The sequence below is a fragment of the Micromonospora andamanensis genome (assembly GCF_016863495.1).
GTDB lineage: Bacteria > Actinomycetota > Actinomycetes > Mycobacteriales > Micromonosporaceae > Micromonospora > Micromonospora andamanensis.
In genome coordinates this window covers 18,967-41,575 of sequence record NZ_BOOZ01000003.1, presented here as the reverse complement: position 1 = coordinate 41,575, position 22,609 = coordinate 18,967, and the positions used below count along the sequence as shown (strand labels likewise).

The window sequence follows — 22,609 nt, the reverse complement described above, 5'->3', positions numbered from 1 at the left end:
CCGTGCGGGCGCTCAGCCGCTGGTGAGCGTGGGCGAGGCCAGCCCGTTCAGGCCCCTGCCCGCCAGGCAACGGTAGGTGAGGTCGGTTTCCGCGTCGGCCGGTGGTAACACCTCAAGATTCCATCCAGCAGTCTGGCGCACCCCGCTGACCAGCCGGAACGTCTCCTCGTTGCAGACCTGACGCACCTGCGGATCCGCGACGATCTCGTCGTGGTCGGCATCGACGAGGGCGGCCGGCAGCTGCCCCTGGGCGTAGCTCTCCCAGGTGTGCCGGGCATCGCAGGGCATCCGGCTGGCCTCGGCCCGCTGGGCACGCACCTGCACCGGCCCGAAGCACTCCAGCTCCGGCGCGCACTGGGCAGCGGCGGGAAGCGCCTCCGGGTGGGTGGCGCAACCCGGGCGGAGCAGCCCGGTCGCCGCCGGACGAGCCGGCGTGCTGGGCTGCGGCGACGGCACACCACCCGCCGCCCAGGCACCGACGCCCGCTGAGGCGGCGAGGGCGACCACCCCGGCCGCGCCCAGGAACCAGCGTCGACGACGGCTGCGCTCGGCGGATCCGCTCCCGGCCGGCGGGGCGGGGCGGCCGGCATCGCGGGCACCGGCGGCGCCACCGACAGGTCCCGCCGGAGCCGTCGACGCCGCCGAGCCGTCAAGCGTCAGGTTGGTGAGCATGTCGCGCAGCTCAGCGGCGGACGGCCGGTCGCCGGGGTCGTTGGCCATGCCGGCCCGCAGGACGTCGACAAGTTCCTCCGGGATACCGGGCAGGCCGGGGATCGGCTGGTGGAACATCTCCAGCACGGTGACCAGGCTCGGGTTGCGCTCGCTCTGCCAACGCGGCGGCCGGCCGTGCATGACCGCGTAGAGCGTGGCGCAGAGCGCGTACACGTCGACGGCCGGCGACGGCGGGCTGTGGCTGAACATCTCCGGAGGCGCGTACGCCGGGGTGAGCACCTCCAGCGCGACCGAGGCGTCCCGCATCTCGGCGACCACGGCAAGCCCGAAGTCGGCGAGCACCGCCGAGTTGAAGTGCGAGTGCAGGATGTTTGCCGGCTTGACGTCGCGGTGCAGCACGCCTGCCGCGTGCGAGTGGGCGATGGCGTCCGCGATCTTGACGCCGAGATCACGAGCCTCGACGGCGCCCAGCGGCGAGTTGCGCATCCGCTCGGCGTACGACCCGTCGCAGAGTTCCATGATCAGGTAGGGGTGCTGGTCGATGGTGACGCCGACGTCGAACAGGTCCACCACGTGCGGGTGGGACGACATCCGACCGGCCGCGCGCGCCTCGCGCAGGAAGCGGGCCTGGTCCCGGTCGCTGGCCAGGGTCCGGTTCTCCACCTTGACCGCCACCTCGCGGCCCACCGATATCTGCGTCGCGCGGTAGACCGTGGCGTAGCCACCTCGGGCAAACACCTGCAAATCAGTCAGACCAGGCACGATGGGCGTCGGCAGGGCGCCGGGCGGGGTGTCGGTCACAACCTCGAAAATACCGAACTCTGCCGGCCGCTCAGTGAACCGCATCGGTGGCCGGCCCCACACCCGATGTTCCGGCACCGCGACGGGCGTCGTCCGGCACCGGCTCGGCAGGCGTCGATCCGCTCCCGCCCGCCCGGTCGGTGACATCCGGGACGCCGGTCATACCAGGGCTCGCGGACCGCCGCGCGTCCCACCAGAGGCCCGCGGCAGTGGCCAACGCGCCCAGGCCCTCCCAGGCCGCCACCCCGAAGAACCGCCCCGGCGCGATGTCGGCGAGCACCGCGATGGTGAAGACCGTGAACGTGACGAGCCGGAACACCACTGTGAAGCGGTAGAAGGCGCGCCACTCGGTGGCCGTGGCGAGCAGGTAGTAGACCCCCATGTTGAACGAGGCCATCGAGGAAGCCGTCACGAAGACGCCGGTGTAGTCGCCCGGGGCCCGGGTCTGCGGGATCTCGAAGCCGAGCATCCGCAGCAGCGCCTCCGGCCAGAGCAGGCCGACCGCCCCCATCACCAGTGCCAGCACGCCGAACACCGCGATCGTCCACCCCGCGACCGAACGCGGCAGCCTCATCTTCGCCCTCCCCCTCGACGGCACGGCCGACGACATCGACGGCTCCGTGCACCCGTCACGCTAGCGGCCCGCTCAGACCGGCCACATCCCCGAAACCGGCAGATCCGTACCCGCCGTCGATGCACCCTGACGATTCGGGCCCGGCCTACGGACATCCCGGACAGCACTGCGGGTCCCGACAGCGCCGCCAGCCGGGCAGGCGACGGCCGCCGGTGGGCACTGTCAGCCGGGGGTACGCAGGCGGGTGAGCAGCGCCTCCGCGGCGGCCCGTTCGCTGCGCTGCTCGGTGGCGTAGGACAACCGGACCGCGTCCTCGGCGCTGGCCTTCGCCTCCGCCGGTCGCCCGCACGCGGCCAGCGCCTCGGCCAGTACGCTCGCCGCGACCACCTGGCTGCGGACGTCCTCGGCCTGGACGCGCACCGCCCGACGGGCCCAGTCCAGCGCCTGCTCGCGCTGGCCGTGGGCGAGCAGGGCCGAGGCGTAGCGGGCCATCGACTGCCGGCGGGAGAAGAGCAGGGACGGGGTGGTGGCCGCCATCGTGGCGACCGGGGCGAGCAGACCGACAGCGGTGCCGGAGTCGCCTGCCGCCAACCTGGCGGTGGCCAGCAGCACCCGAGGGGCGACCTGGGCCGGTGCCTGCGGGTTGTGCGGTTCCACTGTGGTGAGCACCGCGCGGGCGTGCCGCTCGGCACCTGCCACGTCACCCATCTCCAGGGCGACGAAGCCGCGCAACGTGCCGGCCATCCCGGTGAGCAGCGGGTGACCGGTCCGGTGGCCGTACGCGAGCGCGTCGGTGAGCAGGTCCGCGGCGTGCTCCGGCTCACCCAGCCCGCGGGCGACCACGCCCCGGACCACGAGCGCGAAGCCCTGCCCCCAGTCGTCGGAGGCGGCGGCGAAGTCCCGGTACGCCCGCCGGGCCTCCCGGTCGGCGTCGACAAGCTCACCCAGCTCGGCGTTGGCGTACGCGTCGACAGCCCGCAGGGTGCCCACCGCCCACGCCTCGCCGACCCGTTCACCGAACGGCAGGAAGACCCGAGCCAGCCGGCGCGCCTCCCGCAACCGCCCGGCGAGCAGCCGGGCGAAGGCGGTGGTGCCACGCAGCCACGCCCGCCCGTACGGATCCTTCAGCTCGGCGAACAGCCGGGCGGCCCGGCCGAGCACCGCGTCGGTGCCGGCGAAGTCGCCCCGGGTGGTGGTCACCCAGGCCAGGTTCTGCAACGACCACGCCTGGCCCCGGCGGTCCCCGACGGCCAGGCTGACCTGGTACGCCGCCGCGAGTCGACTGCTGGCCTGGCCCAGCCGCCCGACCAGGAAGTCGGTCATGCCCAGCCGACGCATCGCCGACGCGCGCAGTGCGGGCAGGTCGGCGTCACCGGCCACCTGCAACGCCTCCCGCCAGCAGGACTCTGCCCGTCGGAGGTCACCCATCACCTGCTGGGCCTGCCCGGCGAGCAGCAGGGCACTGGCCCGGGTCGCCGGATCTCCCGCGTTCGCGGCGATCTTCTCGGCCGAGGCCAGGGCGTCGGCGGCCCGGCCGACCTGGAGCAGGGCCCGGGCGTGCGCCACCCGGTCGACCGCGGGTATCCCGTCGCGGGCCAGTTCGGCGGCGCGTTCGGCGTACTCGACGGCCAGCGCCGGCTCCCCGGCGTGCAGCGCCCGGCGGGTGGCCCGGCCGAGTGCCGCCACGCCCAGCGGCGCGACCGCCCGGGCCGGCGCGTCCGGACGTAGCGTGACCGCGTCGGCCAGCGCGCTGGCCCGCTCGACGTGCTCGGCCACGAAGTCGTCCCGGGCCGGCTCCGAGAAACCACCCGGGCCGGTCCCGGTACCGCTACCGCTGGCTGCGGTGGCCTCGGTCGCCGGAGCCGCCCAGCGGGCCAGCGCGGCGTGCCGTTCCGCCAGCTCCGCCTTGCTGATCCCGGAGTACGCGGCTTCCCGCATCAGCGGGGTGGCGAAGGCGTAGCCGCTGCGGGTGCGGTGCAGCATCCGGCGTTGCAGCAGCTCGTCCACGGCCCGTTCCAGCTCGACCGCGGCGACCGCGGCCGGGCGGCCGTCCCGACCGGTGCGTTGCTCCCAGAGCGCCTCCAGCGCACCGTCGGGCACCGTGTCGCCGACCACCGCGGCGTCCCGCAACACCGAGCGGGCCTCGGCGGGCAGGGCGTCGATGCGGGCGGCGAGCACCGCCGCGAGGTCCCGGGAGAGCAGCCGGCTGCCCAGCGAGCCGGGCGCGAGCCGCCAGCTGTTGCGCGCACCGGCGGTGAGCGCGCCGCGCTCCATCAGCAGGGTGACCAGTTCGGCAAGGTAGAAGGCGTTGCCCTGGGCGGTGGCGAGCAACCGGTCGGCGTCGGGCTGGGGCAGCCGTCCACCGCCGAGATAGCTGGTGAGCAGCCGGGCCGCGTCGGCACCACGCAGCGGCGGCAGTGGCTGCACCTCGGCGTCGGAGACCCGGGCCAGGGTGCCGGCGGCCCGCACCAGCTCGGGTCGGCCGAGCAGCAGCACCAGTACCGGCCCGGTGAGCCGGGACAGCGTGACCTCCAGCGCGCCGATGGTCTCCGCGGTGGCGTCGTGCAGGTCGTCCACGATGACCACCAGCGGCGCCTCCTCGGCGAGGGCGCTGAGCAGGTCGGCCACCGCGTTGGGCACCGCGTCGGCGTCGGCCGGCGGCTGGGCGGTGCTCCACTCGCCCTGCTCCGTCGGCCCGCCGGCGGGTAGTTCCGCGTACCCGAGCAGCGCCAGCAGTTGGTCGATGGCGACCGGGGCCGGCTCCGTCCGGGTGCGGCTGAGCCGTTGCCCGAGCCGGCGCAGCCGCTCCTCCACGGCCGCGCGGGTGACAGCCGTGGCGGTGTCGTTGGGCAGCCCCGTCGCGGCGCGGACCAGGTCGGCCAGGGGAGCCAACCGGCGCCGCTCACCGAACGCCGCGCAACGCACCGAGAGGACCCGGGCACCGGTGTGCGCGGCGTACCGGCCGGCGCCGACGTCGTAGCCGGCGGCGAGGCGTTCCACCTCGGCGGCGAACCGGGACTTGCCGATGCCCGCCTCGGCCGTCATCAGCAGCACCCGGGGCTCGGTACGGTCGATCACCTCGGCGAGTCGACCGGCCACCCGGCCGATCTCGGTCTCCCGCCCCACGAACGGCGCCTCGTCGCCCAGACCGGAGCGGGTGCCTGGCGCGTCCAGCAGGCCGAGCAGTTCGTACGCCTCGACCGGCTCCCGCTTGCCCTTGAGCCGCAGCGGTCGCAACGCCCGCCAGCTCGCCACGTGCCGGGTGGCCGCAGAGGTACGCCCACCGGCGTACACCGCGCCGACGGCGGCGGCGTCGGCCAGCCGGGCTGCGGTGTTCACAGTGTCGCCGATGACCGTGTACTCGATGGCGGCCTGGATGCCGGCGATGACGTCACCCGTGTTGAGGCCGACCCGCAGCCCCAACGGCGCGCCGCCGCCGCGCTCGTCGTCGAGGACCCGGCGGACCGCCCGCTGCATGGACAACGCGGCGCGTACCGCCCGCTCGGCGTCGTCCTCGTGGGCCACCGGCGCACCGAAGACCGCCATGATCCCGTCACCGGTCAGCTTGTCGACGTGCCCGCCGAAGGTCTTGACCGCCCCGGCCAGCGCGGCCAGCACCCGGTCGGTGACCGCGCCGACCCGTTCCGGGTCGAGATCCTCCGACCAGGAGGTGAAGTCGGACAGGTCCCCGAAGAGCACCGTCACCACCCGGCGCTCGGCGGCGGGCAGCGTCGCGGCGGCCGGCAGCGCGGCGCCACAGTTGTGGCAGAACCGGGCGCCGGGCACGGCGACGGTTCCGCACACCGGGCAGGTCACGCTGGATCCAACCTCGCGTCGCCACCGTCGGATTCCCGGCCCAGGTATTCGAGCTGGGCGCGTACCGACCATTCCGCGGCCCACCACAGCGACCTGTCGACGTCGGCGTAGACCGCGGCGACCACCTCGGCCGGGGTCCGGGCACCCGCGTCGAGTGCCGTCCGTACCTGGTCGAGGCGGGCGCGGCGGTGCGCGAGGTAGTAGTCCGCGGCGGCGGCGCAGTCGGCCAGCGCCGGGCCGTGTCCCGGCAGCGCCGGGATTCCCCGGTACGTGGACAGCAGCTCCAGGCTGGCCAGATAGTCGCCGAGGTGCCCGTCGGGATGGGCGACGACAGTGGTACCTCGACCGAGGATCGTGTCACCTGTGAGAACCACCCGTTGCCCGTCGCGCTCGACCAGGAAGCAGACCGAGTCGGCGGTGTGCCCGGGGGTGGTGACCAGGCGGACCGCCAGGCCGAAGCCGCCGAGGTCCTCGCCCTGCTCGGTGAGTGGCGGGCCGCCGATGGTGTGCGCCGGGTCGGCGGCGCGGACGTGCGCCCCGCCGAGCAGCTCGTGCAGGCGCGCGGAGCCCTCCGTGTGGTCGGGGTGCCCGTGCGTGATCAGCACCAGCCCGACCGGTCCCTGCGCGACGATCGCCGCGAGGTGCGCCTCGTCCGCCGGCCCCGGATCGACCACCAGTGCCGGCTCGCCGGACGCGGCCCGCAGCAGCCAGGTGTTGGTGCCGTCGAGCGTCATGGCCCCCGGGTTGGGTGCCCGCAACAACGTCACCCAGTCCGGCAGCTCGCTGGCGAGGGCGGTCACCGCCCCCGTCACATGCCCTCCCATGGCTGCGATCGTACGACTCCGCGAACGCGCCCCCGCGATCTTGCACTTCCGGTCCCCGATTCGCCCTCGTTAGGGGTGTTCGTCCCGGCCGGAAGTGCAAGATCGCGGGGAATTGCAGGGCGTGGTCAGGAGACTTCGACGATGAGCTCAACCTCGACGGGGGCGTCCAGGGGGAGTTCCGATACACCGACGGCGGATCGGGCGTGGCGGCCGGCCTCACCGAAGACGGTGCCGAACAGGTCCGACGCGCCGTTTATGACACCGGGTTGGCCGGTGAAGCCGGGCGCGCTGGCGACGAAGCCGGTCAGCTTCACGATCTTGACGACCTTCTCCAGACCGACAAGCGAATCGATCGCGGCGAGCGCGTTGAGGGCGCAGCGCTGGGCGAGCTGCTTGGCCTGCTCGGCGGAGACGCCGGCGCCGACCTTGCCGGTGGCCAGCAGCTTGCCCTCGGCCATCGGTAGCTGCCCGGAGACGTACACGTGCTGCCCGGACTGCACCGCCGGCAGGTAGCTGGCCACCGGCGGCACCACCTCCGGCAGCTCCAGACCGAGTTCCGCCAGCCTCGCGTGGGGTCCGTTGGCCACGACACTCATGCCTTCGGGCGCTTCAGGTAGGCGACCAGCTGCTCCGGGTTCGGCCCGGGAACGACGGAGACGAGTTCCCAGCCGTCCTCACCCCAGTTGTCGAGGATCTGCTTGGTCGCGTGGACCAGCAGCGGGACCGTGGCGTATTCCCACTTCTGCATCGGTGGAGGGCTCCCTCGGTGGCATGGACACTTCGGGGCACAGCCTACGGGCCACCGGCCGGCCGGGAAGCGGGACGCTGGTCAGCGCCGGGCCACTGCTCGGGGGCGCTGCGTTGCTCGGGCGCTGGCGGTAGCTCCCCACAGGGGCCGGCGTGATCGTAGGGCTGGGGGCAGCGCGTGCGGTCCGGCAGCAGCAGGTCGCAGAAGACCCGGTGCCTGTTGTTCTGGTCGTCGGCGGTGGACACCTCGGTCTCACCGGCGTCCAGTTCGAGCAGGAAGTTCAGCGAGGTCGCCACCCGACCGGCCAGCGCGGTGGCGGCGGCCAGATCGGTCACCCGGATGGGCAGGTGGATGACGTAGCCGGGGCCGTCCTCCTCCCGGCCGCCGGCCGGCTCGACACTCGTGACCGGGTCGACGGCACGCCGGTACGACCGCTCGTTCATCGGCAGCCGGCCGGAGGAGTCTCCGCCAGCCGTCCGGCTGCGCCGCCGTGGCCCGTCGGGAAACTGGGCTCGGGGGGTGTTGTCCGTGTCGCGCATGCACTGCCTCCGGGCGTCGTACCTGGTCACGGCGCCGCCCACCGGTCCGGGACCGAACCGCCCGGCCCCGGCCGGGGCGTGCCGGAGCGACCGTAGGACCGGGACACCGGTCCCATCAACAGGACGCGCGCGCCCGATGGCGTTTGGTCACATTTGCGACACCCGACCAGCGGAAAGCTGATCGCGATCTCCAAGCCGGAGACACCGGCCCCTCCGCAGCGGGGCCGCGGACCGTTACCCTTCCCGTCTGGACGGGCGCTTGGCCCGGCCACCCGATCCCACGCGCACCGCCCGTAGGCGGTGCTGCGCCGCACCCGGGGGGACCGATGACCCAGCCACCCGTCGGCGGCCCGACCGGCCCCACCGACCTTCCGCCGGCCGGCTCACCGGCCCAGCCCTCGCCGGCCACCGGGCCGGGTGCCCCGCCGGCGGGGGCCGGATACCCGCCCTATCAGCCACCGGCCACACCGCCGCGTAAGCGGGGAGCGCTGCTCGCCTCGCTCGCACTCGTCGTGGTGCTGCTGCTCTGCGCCGGGGGTGGCGTGGCCGCGTTCCTCACCCTGCGCAACACCGAGTCGGGCGAGGGCGCGCCGGATCCGTCGGTGGCGGTCGACGATTTTCTGACCGCGGTCTACCAGGACCGGGACGCCGCCAAGGCGGCTGGTCTGGTCTGCACCGCCGCCCGCGACCAGGACAAGATCCGGGCCAAGGTGGCCGAGGTCGAAGAGTACGTCTCGACCTACCAGAACCCCCGGTTCCGGTGGGACACCCCGACTGTGGACAACGAGACAGGTGACCGGGCGACAGTCACCACCACGGTGACCGTGACCACCGCCGATGAGAAGATCGCCGACCAGGATCTGCGCTTCACGGTGATTCGTAAGACCGGCTGGTGGGTCTGCGAGGTCGCCTGAGCACGCCGGATGGATAGGCTCGACGGGTGGGAGCAGCGCAGCGACCGACCGACCGGGCCGTCATCGACTGGCCCGCCCGCCTGCACGTGGTGACCGGCAAGGGGGGCACGGGCAAGACAAGCGTGGCCGCCGCGCTGGCCCTGGGGCTGGCCGCCGGTGGCCGACGCACCCTGCTGGTCGAGGTGGAAGGGCGGCAGGGCATCGCCCAGCTCTTCGGCACCGAACCGCTGCCGTACGCCGAACGGCACCTGGCCGACGCCCCCGGCGGCGGCGAGGTGTCGGCGCTCGCGGTGGACGCCGAGGAGGCGTTGCTCGAATACCTCGACATGTTCTACAAGCTCGGCGCGGCCGGCCGGGCGCTACGCAAGTTCGGCGCGATCGACTTCGCCACCACTATCGCCCCGGGTCTGCGCGACGTGCTGCTCACCGGCAAGGTCAAGGAGGCCACCACCCGCACTGCCGACAAGCGACGGGTGTACGACGCGGTGGTGCTGGACGCCCCACCCACCGGCCGGATCGGGCGTTTCCTCAACGTCACAGCCGAGACCGCCCGGTTGGCCAAGGTGGGGCCGATCAAGACGCAGAGCGACGGAGTCTCCGCACTGCTGCGCTCACCGATGACTGCCGTGCACGTGGTCACCCTGCTGGAGGAGATGCCGGTGCAGGAGACCGTCGACGCCATCGCCGAGCTGACCTCGCTGGGGTTCGGGGTGGGGCGGGTGATCGTCAACGGGACCCGGGCACCGCTGCCGACCGGACGACTGGTCACCGAGGCGGAGTTGGCCCGCGGCCTGCGTGCGGCGGGGCTGCCGGCCAGCGGCGGGATCGTCAGCGGCCTGCACGACGAGGCACGCGACCTGATGATCCGCCGGGAGCTGGAGGATTCGCTCCGCACCGATCTGGTGGAACTCGGCGTGCCCCTGGTCGAGCTGCCGCTGCTGCCCGACGGGGTGAACCGGGCCGGGCTGGACGTGCTCGCCGCCGCGCTCGTCGGGGGCGATTGACTCACACCTCACCTCGGCCTGGCGCGCGGAGCCGGTCAGCCCGATACGCTCGATTGGTGCCTTCCGACAACGCCGCGCCACCGCTGGACGTCGACCGGATCCTGGCTGACCCGGGCGTACGGATCGTGGTCTGCTGCGGGGCGGGCGGGGTGGGCAAGACGACAACTGCCGCCGCGCTCGCGCTGCGCGCCGCCGAGCAGCACGGCCGGCGCACCGTGGTGCTCACCATCGACCCGGCACGGCGGCTGGCCCAGTCCCTCGGCCTGACCGAGCTGGACAACACACCTCGGCAGGTCAAGGGCATCGACGTCGAGGACAGCGGCGGCGAGCTGCACGCCATGATGCTCGACATGAAGCGCACCTTCGACGACGTGGTGCTGGCGCACACCGATCCGACGAAGGCGGCGGAGATCTTCGCCAACCCCTTCTACCAGGCCATGAGTTCCACCTTCGCCGGCACCCAGGAGTACATGGCGATGGAGAAGCTCGGCCAGTTGCACGCGCGGGGCGAGTGGGACCTGATCGTGGTGGACACTCCCCCGTCGCGCTCGGCGCTGGATTTCCTCGACGCGCCGGCCCGGCTCTCGCGGTTCCTCGACGGGCGGATGCTTCGGCTGCTGCTCGCTCCGGCACGGACCGGCGGTCGCAGCATGTTCAGCCTGGTGACCGCCTCCTTCGGGATGTTCTCCCGGGTGGTCCAGAAGGTCATCGGCACCCAGCTGCTGACCGACCTGTCCGGCTTCGTCGCCGCGCTCGACTCGATGTTCGGCGGGTTCCGGCAGCGCGCCGAGCAGACGTACCGCATCCTGCAGGCACGGGAGACGGCCTTCCTGCTGGTCGCGACGCCGGAGCCGGACGCGGTCCGGGAGGCCGCCTACTTCGCCGGCCGGCTGGGCGCGGAGAAGATGCCGCTCGCCGGCCTGGTGCTCAACCGGGTGCACCAGCCGACGGCCGCCGAGCTGGGCGCGGCGGAGAGCCGTGCCGCAGCGGACCGGCTGGCCGCCGCCGGCGGCCACGAGGGCACCGTCGAGGTGCTCCGCGCGCACGCCGCCCTGGCCGAGCAGGCGGCACGTGAGCAGCAGGTGGCAGCGCGGTTCACCGAGGCGTTTCCACAGGTGCCGGCGGTGTCGGTGACGGCGCAGCCCGCCGACGTGCATGACGTCGACGGGCTACGGACGATCGCAACGGCCATCAGCCGTTCCTGACCGACTGTCGGCGCGGCGGTGCGCCGCAACCGACAGTGCCGGTTGGTCAGTTGCCGGCCCCGGCCAGGATCTTGTCCTTGCCGGCCTTGTCCTTGGCGTTCTTCTTCATCGCCGCCTCGAACATCTTGCGCCAGCTGGTGACCTGGGGGTGGCGACGCAGCAGCGCGCGACGTTCCCGTTCGGTCATGCCACCCCACACGCCGAACTCGATCCGGTTGTCCAGCGCGTCGGCCAGGCACTCGTACCGGACTGGGCAGCTCCGGCAGATCCGCTTGGCGACGTTCTGTTCGGCGCCCTGTACGAACAACGCGTCCGGGTCCCCGTTCTGACACGCCGCCAACGACGGCCAGTCAGTGATCATGCCCATCTGTACACGTCCCCCCTTGCAGTACTACCGACGCCGTCACGGGCCAGCCGGCAATCCCCCCGGATCGTCCGGCACGCCTTACCCCAAGGCGGCACAGACGACATGTGGCGCTGTCGCCGCCTACATCATGCTCTGTAGTCGCACGATTACGCAACGTTGTCGGCGAAATCCATCATTCCGGACACTCCCGGCTTCTTGGGCTCGGGACCGCCGCTTACCCCACCGAGGTCGGCGAAAACGCTGCGGGCCACCTCCACGAGGAGGAAACTCGGCTCGGATCCACGCAACCGGACACCCGGTGCCACGCGTCTAGCACAACGAGGACGGCGCGCGCAGGAAATGGGGAAAAGACGCCCCGGCGCCCCTCGTTACCTGTTCGCGTACCCTGTCGAGGTGACCTGGATGCGGAAACGTGACCACAACGTCCTGACCAACGCCGCATCGCTACTCATCTGTGGGCTGTTGGCCGGTGTGGTGGTTGCCGCCGCGGCTTTCCCCGCGGTGGCGATGTCGGGCCTGGCCGCGAAGGCCGGTGCGGAGACCTTCGGCGCGCTGCCGAAGGAACTCACAGTGGCCCGCGCACCCCAGATCAGTTATCTGCTCGCCTCCGACGGCAAGACGCCGCTGGCCACCATGTACGACGAGAACCGGCGGGACGTGAAGTTCGCCGACATCTCGGAGAACATGCGCAACGCGATCATCGCCGCCGAGGACCACGACTTCTACAACCACAACGGGGTCGACCTCAACGGCGTGGCCCGGGCCTTCGTCAACAACAGCCAGACCGGTGCCGACCGGCAGGGCGCCTCGACGCTGACCATGCAGTACGTCCGGATGGGCATCGCGTACTCGGCCACCCACCCGGCCGACGTGATCGCCGCGACCGAGGACACCAGCGCCCGCAAGCTGCGCGAGATGCGGTACGCCCTCCAGCTCGACAAGGAAATGTCGAAGGACGAGATCCTGGAGCGCTACCTCAACCTCGCCGCCTTCGGCAACGGCGCGTACGGGGTCTACGCCGCCAGCCAGGTCTACTTCAACAAGCCGCCGAAGGACCTGAAGATCGAAGAGGCGGCCATGCTGGCCGGCCTGGTGAAGGCCCCCACCTCGTTCGACCCGACCACCAAGGACGGCTACCCGCACGCGGTGGCCCGGCGCGACTACGTCATCGACAACATGGTCAAGACCGGGGCGATCACCCAGCAGCAGGCGGAGGAGGCCAAGGCCGTCAAGCTGGTGGTCAAGGGCAAGCGCGCACCGAACGGCTGCGTCGCCACCAACAAGAACGCCTGGGGCTTCTTCTGTGACTACTTCTACCGCTGGTGGATGTCGCAGGAGACGTTCGGTTCCACCACGTACGACCGGGAGCGGCGGCTCAAGAGCGGCGGCTACACCATCATCACGACGCTGGACAAGCAGGCGCAGACCGGCGCCGACAAGGCGGTCCGCGACGCCAAGTCGGTGAACTCCAAGGAAGCCGCGATGATCGCGGTTGTCGAGCCCGGCACCGGCCGGGTCCGGGCGCTGTCGGTCAACCGGAACTTCAAGCTTGACAACCCGGACAAGCCGAAGAACAAGCCGCACAGCGATCCGGTCCAGCGCAGGAAGGGCAAGCTCGGCAACTACCCGAACACGGTAAACCCGCTGCTGACCGGTGGCGACGGCATCACCGGCTACCAGGCCGGCTCGGTCTTCAAGATGTACACGATCGTGGCCGCGTTGGAGAAGGGCATCCCGCTCAGCTACACCTTCAACGCGCCGAAGCAGTTCAAGTCGGAATACATCATCGATCGGGGCAACCCCGCCGCCTGCGCCGGCACCCACTTCTACTGCCCGACCAACTCCGGCCTGAAGGCCGGCGGCGTGCAGAACATGTGGAGCGCCTTCTCCGCCTCGATCAACACTTACTTCGTCCCGTTGCAGCAGCAGGTCGGCGCGGAGAACGTGGTGGACGTGGCCAAGCGCCTGGGCATCCAGTTCCGGCAGAGCAAGGACGCGGAGTTCGCCAACAACAAGGAGGCCGCGCACCAGTGGGGCGCGTTCACCCTGGGTGTTTCGCAGGTCACCCCGTTGGAGCTGGCCAACTCGTACGCCACCCTGGCCGCCGACGGCAAGTACTGCGAGCCGATCCCGGTGCAGGAGATCCGGGACCTGGACGGCAACAAGCTGGACGTGGCCAACCCGCGCTGCGAGAAGCGGTTCAGCACCGAGGTGGCCCGCGCCGCGGTGGACGCGGCCCGCTGCCCGGTCGGTGACAACTCCTCCACCAGCAAGTGCGGCGGCAGCCGCACCGCCGCCGAGGTGAAGTGGAACGTCGGCAAGCCGGTGGCCGGCAAGTCCGGCACCACCGACTCCGAGAAGACCGCCTCGCTGGTCGCGATGACCAAGCAGTACGCGGTGGCCGGCATCCTGGCCGACCCGGACTGGCCGCAGACGAACGTCAAGATGAAGCACAAGACCAGCGACGGCATCAACCCGCCGGTCTGGCAGACGTTGAAGGCCGCCATGAAGGGCAAGAAGGGGATCGACTTCGAGCCGCCCGGCAAGAAGATCTCCCTGGGCGATCAGCGCACCATCCCGGGCGTCTCCTGCCTGGACCTCGACCGGGCCAAGTCCCGCCTCTCCGGTGCCGGTTTCGAACCGATCGTCTCCAGCACCCGGGTCACCTCCGACTGCCCCGCCGGCACCGCCGCCGGCACCAGCCCCAGCGGGCGCACCATCAAGGGCGGCATCGTGACGATCGTGGTCAGCGCCGGCAAGGCAAGCAACGACAACGGTGGCGGCAACGGCCGGCCGGGCAACGGTCCGTCCTCCGGTCCGCCAAGCAGCCCCGGCCGTCCACCGGACCGTCCCGGCGGCTGACCGGCCTCAGCGACGCTCGAACGGGCGGGCACCCCGAACCAGGGGTGCCCGCCCGTTCATGTTCCGGCAACCGCCGTCGGAGGGCGTACCCGCGCTGTCCGGCAGGACGACTCAGAGGCCGAGCTGGCGGCGTACCTCGGCGGCCACCCGGCCCCCCTCGGCCTGGCCGGCCACCGCGGCCTGGGCCGCCTTCATCGCCGGGCCCATCTGGGCCTTAGCGGTGAACCCGCCCGCGGCGAGCGCCTGCGTGACAAGCGCGGTCAGCTCGGCGTCGGAGAGCTGCTTGGGCAGGTAGCGGTCCAACACCTCGCCCTCGGCGGCCTCCTTGGCGGCCTGCTCGGTGCGGCCCGCGTCGGCGAAGGCGGTGGCGGCCTCACGGCGCTTCTTGGCCTCCTTGGTCAGCACGGCCACGACCTCGTCGTCGCTGAGCTCCCGCTTGGCCTTGCCGGAGACCTCGGCGGTACCCACGGCGGCCAGCGCCATCCGCAGGGTGGAGGTGGTCAGCTCGTCGCGGGCCTTGAGGGCGGCGCGCATGTCGGCGGTGAGGCGGTCCTTCAGCGTGCTCATGGACGGTCAAACTACCCTGATCGGCATGCGAAAGCGCACACTATTCCGGCTCGCCACCGCTACCGCCGCGGCGGGTGCCACCGCCCTGGCGTACGCCTCCCTCGTCGAGCGCAACATGTTCACCCTGCGCCGCTTCGACGTGCCGGTGCTGCCGACCGGCACCGAGCCACTGCGCGTGCTGCACCTGTCGGACCTGCACATGACCCCCAACCAGGTACGCAAGCAGCGGTGGGTCGCCTCACTGGCCGCCCTCGATCCCGACCTGGTGGTGGTGACCGGGGACAACATGGCGCACCCGGGCGCGGTACCGGGCGTACTGCGGGCGCTGCAACCCCTGCTCGACTACCCGGGCGCGTTCGTGTTCGGCTCGAACGACTACACCGGACCGGTCTGGAAGAATCCGTTCAGCTACTTCCTCCCCGACCGGGAGTACACCGAGGGAGTCGAGCTGCCCGCCGAGGAACTGCGTGACGTGTTCACCGGGGCCGGCTGGGTCGACCTGAACAACCGCCGGACCACGGTCAAGGCAGGTGGCCGGGCGATCGACATGGCCGGCGTGGACGACCCCCACGTCGAGCGGGACGACTACGCCTCGGTCGCCGGCCCGACCTCTCCGGACGCCGACCTCTCCATCGCGCTCACCCACTCGCCCGAGCCGGCGTTGCTCGACGAGATGGCCGCTGACGGCTTCGGGCTGCTGCTCGCCGGGCACACCCACGGTGGCCAGGTGTGCGTACCGGGGGTGGGGGCGTTGGTGACCAACTGCGGGCTGCCCCGGTCGATGGCGAAGGGTCTGCACCGCTGGCCCGGGTCGGACTCCTGGCTGCACGTCTCCGCCGGGCTCGGCACCCACCCGACCGCCCCGGTCCGGTTCGCCTGCCCACCGGAGGCCAGCCTGCTCACCCTGATCCCGCGCTGACCGCCCGCACCCGGGTACCGAGTTTGAGCCCCGGGACGGGTGGGCTACTATTTGTCGGCACGCCTCGGGGTGTGGCGCAGCTTGGTAGCGCGCTTCGTTCGGGACGAAGAGGTCGTCGGTTCGAATCCGGCCACCCCGACCAGAGTAAGTGCAGCTCAGGGCCGGTTTCCTGTGAAGGAACCCGGCCCTGAGTCGTCTTCCGGGAATGCCCTTGGGAGAAATCTGGGAGACGATCATAGGGAGTTGTGTTCTCCCGGCGTCCCTATGTCCGCGTTTTCAGTAGTCGGTCAAGTGCCGCCACCGGTGAACCGGGGGCCATCTCCCGGCGGACTGTGAGCGCCGCTTCCCACAGGCCGGACAGTCCCACCACGAGCCGCTGCCGCATGTCCGGCGTGACGTGCGAGTAGCGCGCCTGTATCGAGCCGTCCTCATGCCCCATCCGCTCATCCATGAGCTTTGCAGGTATGCCCAGCTCGACCATGGTCGTCTTGTGGGTGTGCCTGAGTCCATGCGGCGTAAGGCGGGGCGCGATCGGGAGCCAGCATGAGTCAGCACGGCCAGCAGCGTTCCGGCCGCGTGCCGGCACCCCGGGCCAGGGGTCCGCGAGCACTGGTACCGGGCGCGCATCCTGTGGCGCCTTCTTCGCGTACCACCCGGTAGCCGCTGGGCGGAAAAGCCAGGTCGTGAAGCTGTTGCGCCGCCAGTGAGCGGCCAGCTCTCCCGATGGGCCACCGCCCCGGATGTACCCCAATTCCTCGGCCGCGACCTCAACCTTGGCGCGCGTCATCTCTCGTACCGACTCGGGTCGGTTCAGGACGGTCGAGGCGGTGCCGATCGATACGCCGGCCCGCCGGGCCACGTCCGCGAGCTTTGGCCCCGGTCGCTGTGCTGCGCCGTTGGCGGGGCGGTAGCCGCGAAAGACGTACTTGAGGCCATGACACGGGCAGGGCTGCGGCTGCGTACGGGCGATGTGCTCTGACAGCAACTCGAATAGCCACGCGGGCAAATCAAGCGTGCGGTGTGAATCGTCTTTGGGCGGGCAGCGGTGAAACTCTCCCGTGTCGAGTTCGTATAGCTGCCACTCCACCCTGAGCCCGGCCGAACGGACGTACTGAGTTTCGAGCCCGACCAGCTCACCCCACCGCATTCCCGTGTAGCCCTTGAGAACAACCGCGACGAATTCGTCATCACGGCCGGACAGGAGTGCGGCCCGCTCTGCGAGCAACAGGATGCCAATAGGGTTGGTGACTGCCTTTTCGGGGCCGCGATTGCGGGAGCGTCCGGCGCGCTTGCCTCGCCCACGGCGGCGCGTGGCGGGGTTAGCGTCGCGCAGCCCCTCGTCAACCGCGTCGGCAAGAATAAGGTGGAGGGTTGCGCGCCAGGTTTTGATGCTCGACTCGGCATAGCCGAGCGCTCTTTCTTGCTTCTCCCAGGTTGCAACGTCGGTGGCCGTTATTTCGGCAATGACGGAGTGTTCGAACGTGGGTAGCAGGTGTTCCTCAATGTGGCGCTTGTAGTTCTGCAATGTGGAGGCGGCCAGGTCCTGAGCCGCGTACCACCGGCTCACGAACTGCCCAAAAGTTGTCCGACTCTCGGCCGGATCGCGGCGGCGACCGGCACGAACCTTCGCCTCTTCATCGTTGGCCGCGCGTTCTGCCTCACGCTTAGTGCGGAAGCGAATGGTTCTGCCGTGTTCGTCGCTGACGGTCCCGTACTTTCCGTGCTCGATTTTGTACCGGCCACGCCAGTAGTCTCCGCGCTTTTCGGCGTACCCCAATCGATTTCCTTCCGTAGACGGTGATGCCGCCCAGCATCTCGCCGGGCGGCATCAGAGGTGAGCTAGGCCGCGATAGACGGTTGTTCGGCCGTGTTGCGCGCCCGGCGGGGTCGGCGTGCTTTGAGTTGAAGTGCCGGTGCGCCACTTTCTGATCGACCTGATCGGCTAGGGAATGGTGCGGAAGTCTCGCGGCGCAATGGGGTAGCGCTCGCTGGGCGACGCTCGAACAGGCGCACCATTTCCGTGATGTGTTCGTTCGTGAAGCGGTAGCCTCCACCGATCCAACTGAACGGGATGCGCCCTTTCCGGGCTTGCTCCTTTACCCACCATTCGGAACAGCGGAGGATTTTGGCAACTTCTGCTGGTCGGTGCAGCGGCCCAGGGTGGCCGGGCGGGTTGTCGCGGTGAGGCTTCAGGCTGTGCGGCTTCACTGGCGAGGCTCCTCACGGTCGCGGGGTACGGCGTCGAGGTAGATGCGGCGCCGCCTACCTCGACCGCGCCGCCGTGGAAAAGGTCTGCCAGCGCGGGGTGGCGCTGCGCGGCGGCGCCACCGGCCCGGCCGACGTGCCGACCGCCCGCAACGTGCTGGACGACCTGCGGGCCGTGTGGGTGCCGTCCGAGCGCGGCCAGCATTGGGACACCCTCGCCGGTCGGCTGGCCGACCGGTTCCCGGAGGCGTATTCCGCGGTGACCCCGGAGGCCCTGTCCGCGCTGGTGCGCGGCAAGGGTGTCGAGTCACGCAACGTGAAATCCGGTGGGGCGACCCGCAAGGGCGCGTACCTCGCGGACATCACCACCGCCGCGCAGCAGCGCGACGGTGGCGCCGGCTGAGCGCCGGTAGCGCGGCGGGTAGCGGACCGAGCCCGGGTAGCGGCGGCGCTACCCGGGCCGCTACCCGCCCCACCAGCACCGATCTTCACCGGTAGCGGTAGCGGCGTATCCCGCCTACCGCCGGTAACCCCCTGTTTGGAGTCTCCCGTGACCCTCATCGTGGCCGCTACCAGCACAAACACGCCCGGAATGTCCGTAGCCCTTTTCGCCGGAATTGCCCTACTCGTTGCTGTCGGTTACGGCGCCGCCTGCTACGTCCGCCCGTTCACTGCCTGTCACCGCTGCAACGGCACCGGCACCGCCCCGCTGACCCTGTGGAAGCGGCTCCTACGCCGCACCACCGGCCCCCGCGCCCTGCGCGGTCGGCACGACTGCCACCGCTGCACCGGCACCGGCCTGCGCCTACGCATCGGCCGTCGCGCGGTCAACCACCTGCGCCGCACCCGGCGGGCCGGTCGGTGACCCGCCGGCCCGCCGGTCACACCGACTGGTGCGGCCGGGACCACCGCTGCAACCTCGGCGAACACCGATCCGACGAAATCGTGGTCGACATCCCCGGACGGGCGCGGGCCGTGCTCGTGCGGGTACGGACCTCCACCGGCCGCGACCACGCCGAGATCCGCGTTCGCGTAGCGCTCGCCCCGGGCGAGCTGGCCGCCCGCCGCCAGCTGGTCGGCCTGCTCGATGACCTACGGCACACGGTGACCCGCGCGGCCATCGCGGGTCGGCCCCGGCCGAGGTGGTGAACCGCTGGCCGCGTGGAGGCTCGCCGAACCTCGCTGATGGTGGCCGCCTGAGAACCGATACCGGCGCGCTTCGCGCGCTCACTGCCCGGTGGCCGATGTCCGCGATACCCGGCCACCGGTACGCCGCTGCCGACGCCACTGAACGGAAGGAGACCTCATCGTGCCCTCTGCCGATCTGTTGACCGCTGCGCTTGCCTACGCGGCGCGTGGCTGGCACGTGTTCCCGCTGCGCCCCGACCACCCGAACGCCGACGCGGACGAGGCGAAGCGGCCCGCGTTTCCGAACCGGTGCACCGCGCAGCGCTGCGACCGCACCGACCCGCGTTGCCGGGCGGTGGGGCGGCATGTCGGGTGGGAGGAACGCGCCACCACCGACCCGGCCCGCATCCGCCGCGCGTGGTCGGCTCGCCCCTACGGGGTGGGTATCGCCTGCGGCCCGTCGGGGCTCGTCGTGGTGGATCTCGACGTGCCGAAGCATCCCGGGGACGTGCCGCCGCCGCAATGGGACGGCGCGGGCGACGGGCTGGACGTCTTCTCGATCCTCACCGCCCGCCACGGCACCCCCACCGACCCGCTCGGCAGGTCCGGGCCGGACGGCCCGCCGCCGGCAGGGATCGAGGTCACCTACACCGTGAGCACGCCCAGCGGCGGCAGCCACCTCTACTACCGGCACCCGGACACCGGCCCGGTGCTGCGGAACACGACCAGCGACCGGGGACGCGGGTTGGGCTGGAAAGTCGACACCCGCGCGCACGGCGGGTACGTCGTGGCCGCCGGCTCCACCGTCAACGGACGCCCCTACACGGTGGCGTTGGACTGCGACCTCGGCCCGCTACCCGCCTGGATCGCCACCCTCACCGCCCCACCGACCCGTCCGGCCACGCCGCCGACTGCGGTGGCGCTGCCACCGGACCGGCGTGGCCGGTACATCGCTGCGGCGATCCGCCGCCAGGTCGACCACCTCACCGGCGCCGCAGAAGGTGCCCGCAACCACGCCCTGTTCACCTCCGCCGTGGCGCTCGGCCAACTGGCCGCCGGGGGCGCCCTCACCGACGTCGACGTGTACGCCGTGCTGGAACCGGCGGCCCGGTCCCTGCCCGGACGGCGGCCCCTCACCGATCGGGAGATCTCCCGCACCATCGCCTCCGGACTGCGCGTCGGCGCACGCCAACCCCGCCGGCTGACCGACCTCGGGAGGGCCGCATGAGCGACCGCACCCGCCTCCAGGTCGGATCCGGCCCCGAGACGATCCGGGCACTCAAAGCCGCCCTAGTCGATGGGCTGCTGCCGGACACCTACGTATCCGCCGGGTCGCTGGTGCACATGGAAGCCGTGTCCGGTGGCCTGGCCACCGCCGCCGATGAGGACTCCCCGCTGCCGGTGTCCGCGAGCATGGTCAACCCCGCTGGCCTGGCCGGGCTACTCGCCGAACACGCCTACGTGTTCCGGCTCAAGACCCGCAAGAGCGACAGCGGTAACCCGGAGATGTTTGAAGACGAGGTGACGCCACCTCGGGACATCCTGTCGTCGGTGCTGGCCGGCAAGACGTGGCCCGGGGTGCCGCCGCTACGCGGGATCATCGGCGCCCCGGTGCTGCGCCGTGACGGCACCCTGTTGCAGCAGCCCGGCTACGACCCGGCCACCGGCCTCTACCTCGCCTCCAAGGTGGCGCTGCCCCCGGTGCCGGACGAACCGACCCCGGCGCAGGTAGCCGACGCGCGCACGTTCCTGCTCGACCGGTTCCTCCGGGATTTCCCCTGGGCCAGCCTGGCCGACCGGGCCAACTACGTGGCGCTGTTGGCCACGCCGATCCTGCGGCACTTCACCCGCTCGTTGACGCCGTTCGCGTTGATCGACGCGACCATGCCGTCATCGGGCAAGACGATTCTCACGGCCGGACCCGGGATGCTCTACGGCCAACGCGTCATGACCTGGGCCTACTCCGATGAAGAACTCCGCAAGTCCATCACCGCCGTACTGGCCGAACAGGTCGGGGTGGTCATCTGGGACAACCTCGCCGAGGGCACCGTCATCGACTCGGCTGTGCTCGCCCAACTCGTCACCTCCGGTGTGTGGTCCGACCGCCAGCTCGGCGCGTCGCGCAACGTCGCCACCGTCAACGACCGGCTGTGGATGGCCACCGGCAACAACCTGCAAGTCGGCGGAGACATGGCCTCCCGCACCGTCCGCGTCCGACTCGACCCCGACATGCCCCGCCCGGAACTGCGCGACCAACGCGGGTTCGGCATCCCGCACCTCGACCAGTGGATCACCGACCCGGCCCACCAACTCACCGTCCTGTGGCACCTGCTCGTGCTGGTGCTCGACTGGACCCGACAGGCAGCGCCCCGGGTGACCGGGTTGTCGATGCGGCAGTTCACCCCCTGGGCGCAGGCGCTCGGCGGGTTCCTCCACCATCACGGCATCGACGGGTTCCTCACCAACGCCGCCGACATCCGTGACATCGACGAAGACGAAACACGCTGGCGAGCGTTCCTCACCCGCTGGCACGACCGCCACGGCGGACGAGCACTCACCGCCGCCGAACTCCGTCAAGACGGCGAACCGATGCACCTCGGCAGCGACACCCACGACCCGTGGGACGGCCAGTTCATCACCACCCACAACGGCCGGCTACCCAACCCGCTACAACTCGGCCGACTGCTCACCGGGCAAGCCGGACGGTGGCGCGGCGAACACGTCATCCGCACCGGCCGCAACGACCGGGGCGACCGATCCGTGTTCTGGGTCGAGCAGCACCACGGGTGAAACCCGCTGAACCATCTCCGCATCTCCGCATCTCCGCAACGCCGCACCAACCACCGGCCACCAGCCAAAACAACCTGCGGAGATCAGAACATCAGCAATGGTCGATCTCCGCATCTCCGCACGATCTTGCGGAGATGAACCCTGGTTGCGGAGATGACCGGTCAGTGGCACTCCGCATCTCCGCAAGCATTCGCCCAGCTCACAGCCACATTTGCGGAGATGCGGAGATGCGGAGATGGTTCAGCCCCTCCCACACAACAAGCACCAACCACCCGCCACCGACCCACACAACCCGGCCCGCTGAGAGCCACACAGACACATCCGCCCTATGCCGTACACCAACCCTGCCCGGATCTTGCGTCTACGGCGCCCTCAGCGGCCCGCTCTACGTCCTTCTGGAGGGACACCTCCCTGTACCTCCACAAGTGACCGCCACCGGCCGAAAGGCACCCAGCGTGCGAATCAGGCTGCACGGCACCCCCGCTGAGACAGCCGCGACCCTCGCCGCACTCGCCAGAGTGCTCGAAATCCACACGGTGAGCCGGCCCCACCTCGACCGGCCACCGTCCACCTGGCACCGCGGACGGCGGACATCGGCCCGTACCCGACCCGCACACCCCACCCGGCGTCGACCCCGATCTCGAACTGCGTCGGTCGGGCGCCCTGCCGGTACG

21 protein-coding genes and 1 tRNA gene are annotated in these 22,609 nt (G+C 71.3%); 11 read left to right on the top strand and 11 right to left on the bottom strand.

Annotated elements, in window-relative coordinates:
* Positions 1-12: 12 nt before the first annotated feature.
* The 7 genes from Van01_RS02675 to Van01_RS02645 all read right to left on the bottom strand — a co-directional run bounded on the left by Van01_RS02675 (position 13) and on the right by Van01_RS02645 (position 7,974).
* Positions 13-1,473, bottom strand: a complete 1,461-nt coding sequence (locus Van01_RS02675; RefSeq protein ID WP_203999094.1) for a serine/threonine-protein kinase — start codon at positions 1,471-1,473, stop codon at positions 13-15.
* A gap of 31 nt (positions 1,474-1,504) precedes the next feature.
* Positions 1,505-2,047, bottom strand: coding sequence for a hypothetical protein (locus Van01_RS02670; RefSeq protein ID WP_203999091.1), 543 nt, complete (start codon positions 2,045-2,047; stop codon positions 1,505-1,507).
* A gap of 222 nt (positions 2,048-2,269) precedes the next feature.
* On the bottom strand, positions 2,270-5,863 hold the full coding sequence (locus Van01_RS02665) for an adenylate/guanylate cyclase domain-containing protein (RefSeq protein ID WP_203999088.1): 3,594 nt from the start codon (positions 5,861-5,863) through the stop codon (positions 2,270-2,272).
* Positions 5,860-6,687 carry an MBL fold metallo-hydrolase gene (locus Van01_RS02660; RefSeq protein ID WP_203999085.1) on the bottom strand — a complete coding sequence of 276 codons (828 nt, stop codon included), beginning with the start codon at positions 6,685-6,687 and terminating at the stop codon, positions 5,860-5,862. The genes Van01_RS02665 and Van01_RS02660 overlap by 4 nt, the downstream gene beginning before the upstream one ends.
* A gap of 125 nt (positions 6,688-6,812) precedes the next feature.
* Positions 6,813-7,283, bottom strand: a complete 471-nt coding sequence (locus tag Van01_RS02655) for a RidA family protein (RefSeq protein WP_203999082.1) — start codon at positions 7,281-7,283, stop codon at positions 6,813-6,815.
* Positions 7,280-7,435, bottom strand: a complete 156-nt coding sequence (sp36, locus tag Van01_RS02650) for a Sp36 family protein (protein WP_013736319.1) — start codon at positions 7,433-7,435, stop codon at positions 7,280-7,282. The genes Van01_RS02655 and sp36 overlap by 4 nt, the downstream gene beginning before the upstream one ends.
* A 44-nt stretch (positions 7,436-7,479) precedes the next feature.
* Positions 7,480-7,974, bottom strand: a complete 495-nt coding sequence (locus tag Van01_RS02645; protein ID WP_203999079.1) for a hypothetical protein — start codon at positions 7,972-7,974, stop codon at positions 7,480-7,482.
* Positions 7,975-8,300: 326 nt separating this feature from the next.
* On the opposite strand from Van01_RS02645, the gene Van01_RS02640 reads away from it, so the two are divergent.
* The 3 genes from Van01_RS02640 to bagB are packed head-to-tail and all read left to right on the top strand — an operon-like array spanning position 8,301 to position 11,097.
* Positions 8,301-8,888 (top strand): Rv0361 family membrane protein, encoded by a 588-nt coding sequence (locus tag Van01_RS02640; protein WP_203999076.1) that lies wholly within the window; start codon positions 8,301-8,303, stop codon positions 8,886-8,888.
* Positions 8,889-8,914: 26 nt separating this feature from the next.
* Complete coding sequence (gene bagA, locus Van01_RS02635) at positions 8,915-9,892, top strand: ATPase BagA (protein WP_203999073.1); 978 nt, start codon at positions 8,915-8,917, stop codon at positions 9,890-9,892.
* 53 nt (positions 9,893-9,945) lie between these two features.
* Positions 9,946-11,097: an ArsA family ATPase gene (bagB, locus tag Van01_RS02630; RefSeq protein ID WP_203999071.1), complete on the top strand. Its 1,152-nt coding sequence runs from the start codon at positions 9,946-9,948 to the stop codon at positions 11,095-11,097.
* A gap of 46 nt (positions 11,098-11,143) precedes the next feature.
* Here the strand turns inward: bagB and Van01_RS02625 are convergent, their stop codons facing one another.
* Positions 11,144-11,464, bottom strand: a complete 321-nt coding sequence (locus tag Van01_RS02625; protein ID WP_203999067.1) for a WhiB family transcriptional regulator — start codon at positions 11,462-11,464, stop codon at positions 11,144-11,146.
* A 402-nt stretch (positions 11,465-11,866) separates the two neighbouring features.
* On the opposite strand from Van01_RS02625, the gene Van01_RS02620 reads away from it, so the two are divergent.
* Positions 11,867-14,326, top strand: coding sequence for a penicillin-binding protein (locus Van01_RS02620; RefSeq protein WP_203999064.1), 2,460 nt, complete (start codon positions 11,867-11,869; stop codon positions 14,324-14,326).
* Positions 14,327-14,437: 111 nt separating this feature from the next.
* Here Van01_RS02620 and Van01_RS02615 read toward each other — a convergent pair whose 3' ends face one another.
* Complete coding sequence (locus Van01_RS02615; protein WP_203999046.1) at positions 14,438-14,893, bottom strand: GatB/YqeY domain-containing protein; 456 nt, start codon at positions 14,891-14,893, stop codon at positions 14,438-14,440.
* A gap of 25 nt (positions 14,894-14,918) precedes the next feature.
* Between Van01_RS02615 and Van01_RS02610 the strand changes: the two genes are divergently transcribed.
* The gene (locus tag Van01_RS02610) at positions 14,919-15,812 is read left to right on the top strand and encodes a metallophosphoesterase (RefSeq protein ID WP_203999042.1); all 894 of its coding nucleotides are present in this window, start codon (positions 14,919-14,921) and stop codon (positions 15,810-15,812) included.
* Between the two features lie 65 nt (positions 15,813-15,877).
* Positions 15,878-15,954 (top strand) — tRNA-Pro (locus tag Van01_RS02605).
* A 120-nt stretch (positions 15,955-16,074) separates the two neighbouring features.
* On the opposite strand, the gene Van01_RS02600 is transcribed toward Van01_RS02605, so the two are convergent.
* The gene (locus tag Van01_RS02600; protein WP_203999039.1) at positions 16,075-17,589 is read right to left on the bottom strand and encodes a LacI family DNA-binding transcriptional regulator; all 1,515 of its coding nucleotides are present in this window, start codon (positions 17,587-17,589) and stop codon (positions 16,075-16,077) included.
* Positions 17,590-17,651: 62 nt separating this feature from the next.
* Positions 17,652-18,020, bottom strand: a complete 369-nt coding sequence (locus Van01_RS33725; protein WP_373306201.1) for a helix-turn-helix domain-containing protein — start codon at positions 18,018-18,020, stop codon at positions 17,652-17,654.
* A gap of 73 nt (positions 18,021-18,093) precedes the next feature.
* Here Van01_RS33725 and Van01_RS02595 point away from each other — a divergent pair, with 73 nt between their 5' ends.
* The 5 genes from Van01_RS02595 (at position 18,094) to Van01_RS02575 (ending at position 21,935) form a co-directional block, all read left to right on the top strand.
* Positions 18,094-18,420 carry a hypothetical protein gene (locus Van01_RS02595; protein ID WP_203999035.1) on the top strand — a complete coding sequence of 109 codons (327 nt, stop codon included), beginning with the start codon at positions 18,094-18,096 and terminating at the stop codon, positions 18,418-18,420.
* Positions 18,421-18,567: 147 nt separating this feature from the next.
* Positions 18,568-18,882 (top strand): hypothetical protein, encoded by a 315-nt coding sequence (locus tag Van01_RS02590; protein WP_239098824.1) that lies wholly within the window; start codon positions 18,568-18,570, stop codon positions 18,880-18,882.
* Positions 18,879-19,166: a hypothetical protein gene (locus Van01_RS02585; protein ID WP_203999032.1), complete on the top strand. Its 288-nt coding sequence runs from the start codon at positions 18,879-18,881 to the stop codon at positions 19,164-19,166. The genes Van01_RS02590 and Van01_RS02585 overlap by 4 nt, the downstream gene beginning before the upstream one ends.
* Positions 19,167-19,326: 160 nt before the next feature.
* The gene (locus tag Van01_RS02580; protein WP_203999029.1) at positions 19,327-20,373 is read left to right on the top strand and encodes a bifunctional DNA primase/polymerase; all 1,047 of its coding nucleotides are present in this window, start codon (positions 19,327-19,329) and stop codon (positions 20,371-20,373) included.
* Entirely contained in the window at positions 20,370-21,935 is a 1,566-nt protein-coding gene (locus Van01_RS02575; protein WP_203999026.1) for a hypothetical protein, read from the top strand. The genes Van01_RS02580 and Van01_RS02575 overlap by 4 nt, the downstream gene beginning before the upstream one ends.
* Positions 21,936-22,609: the final 674 nt, after the last annotated feature.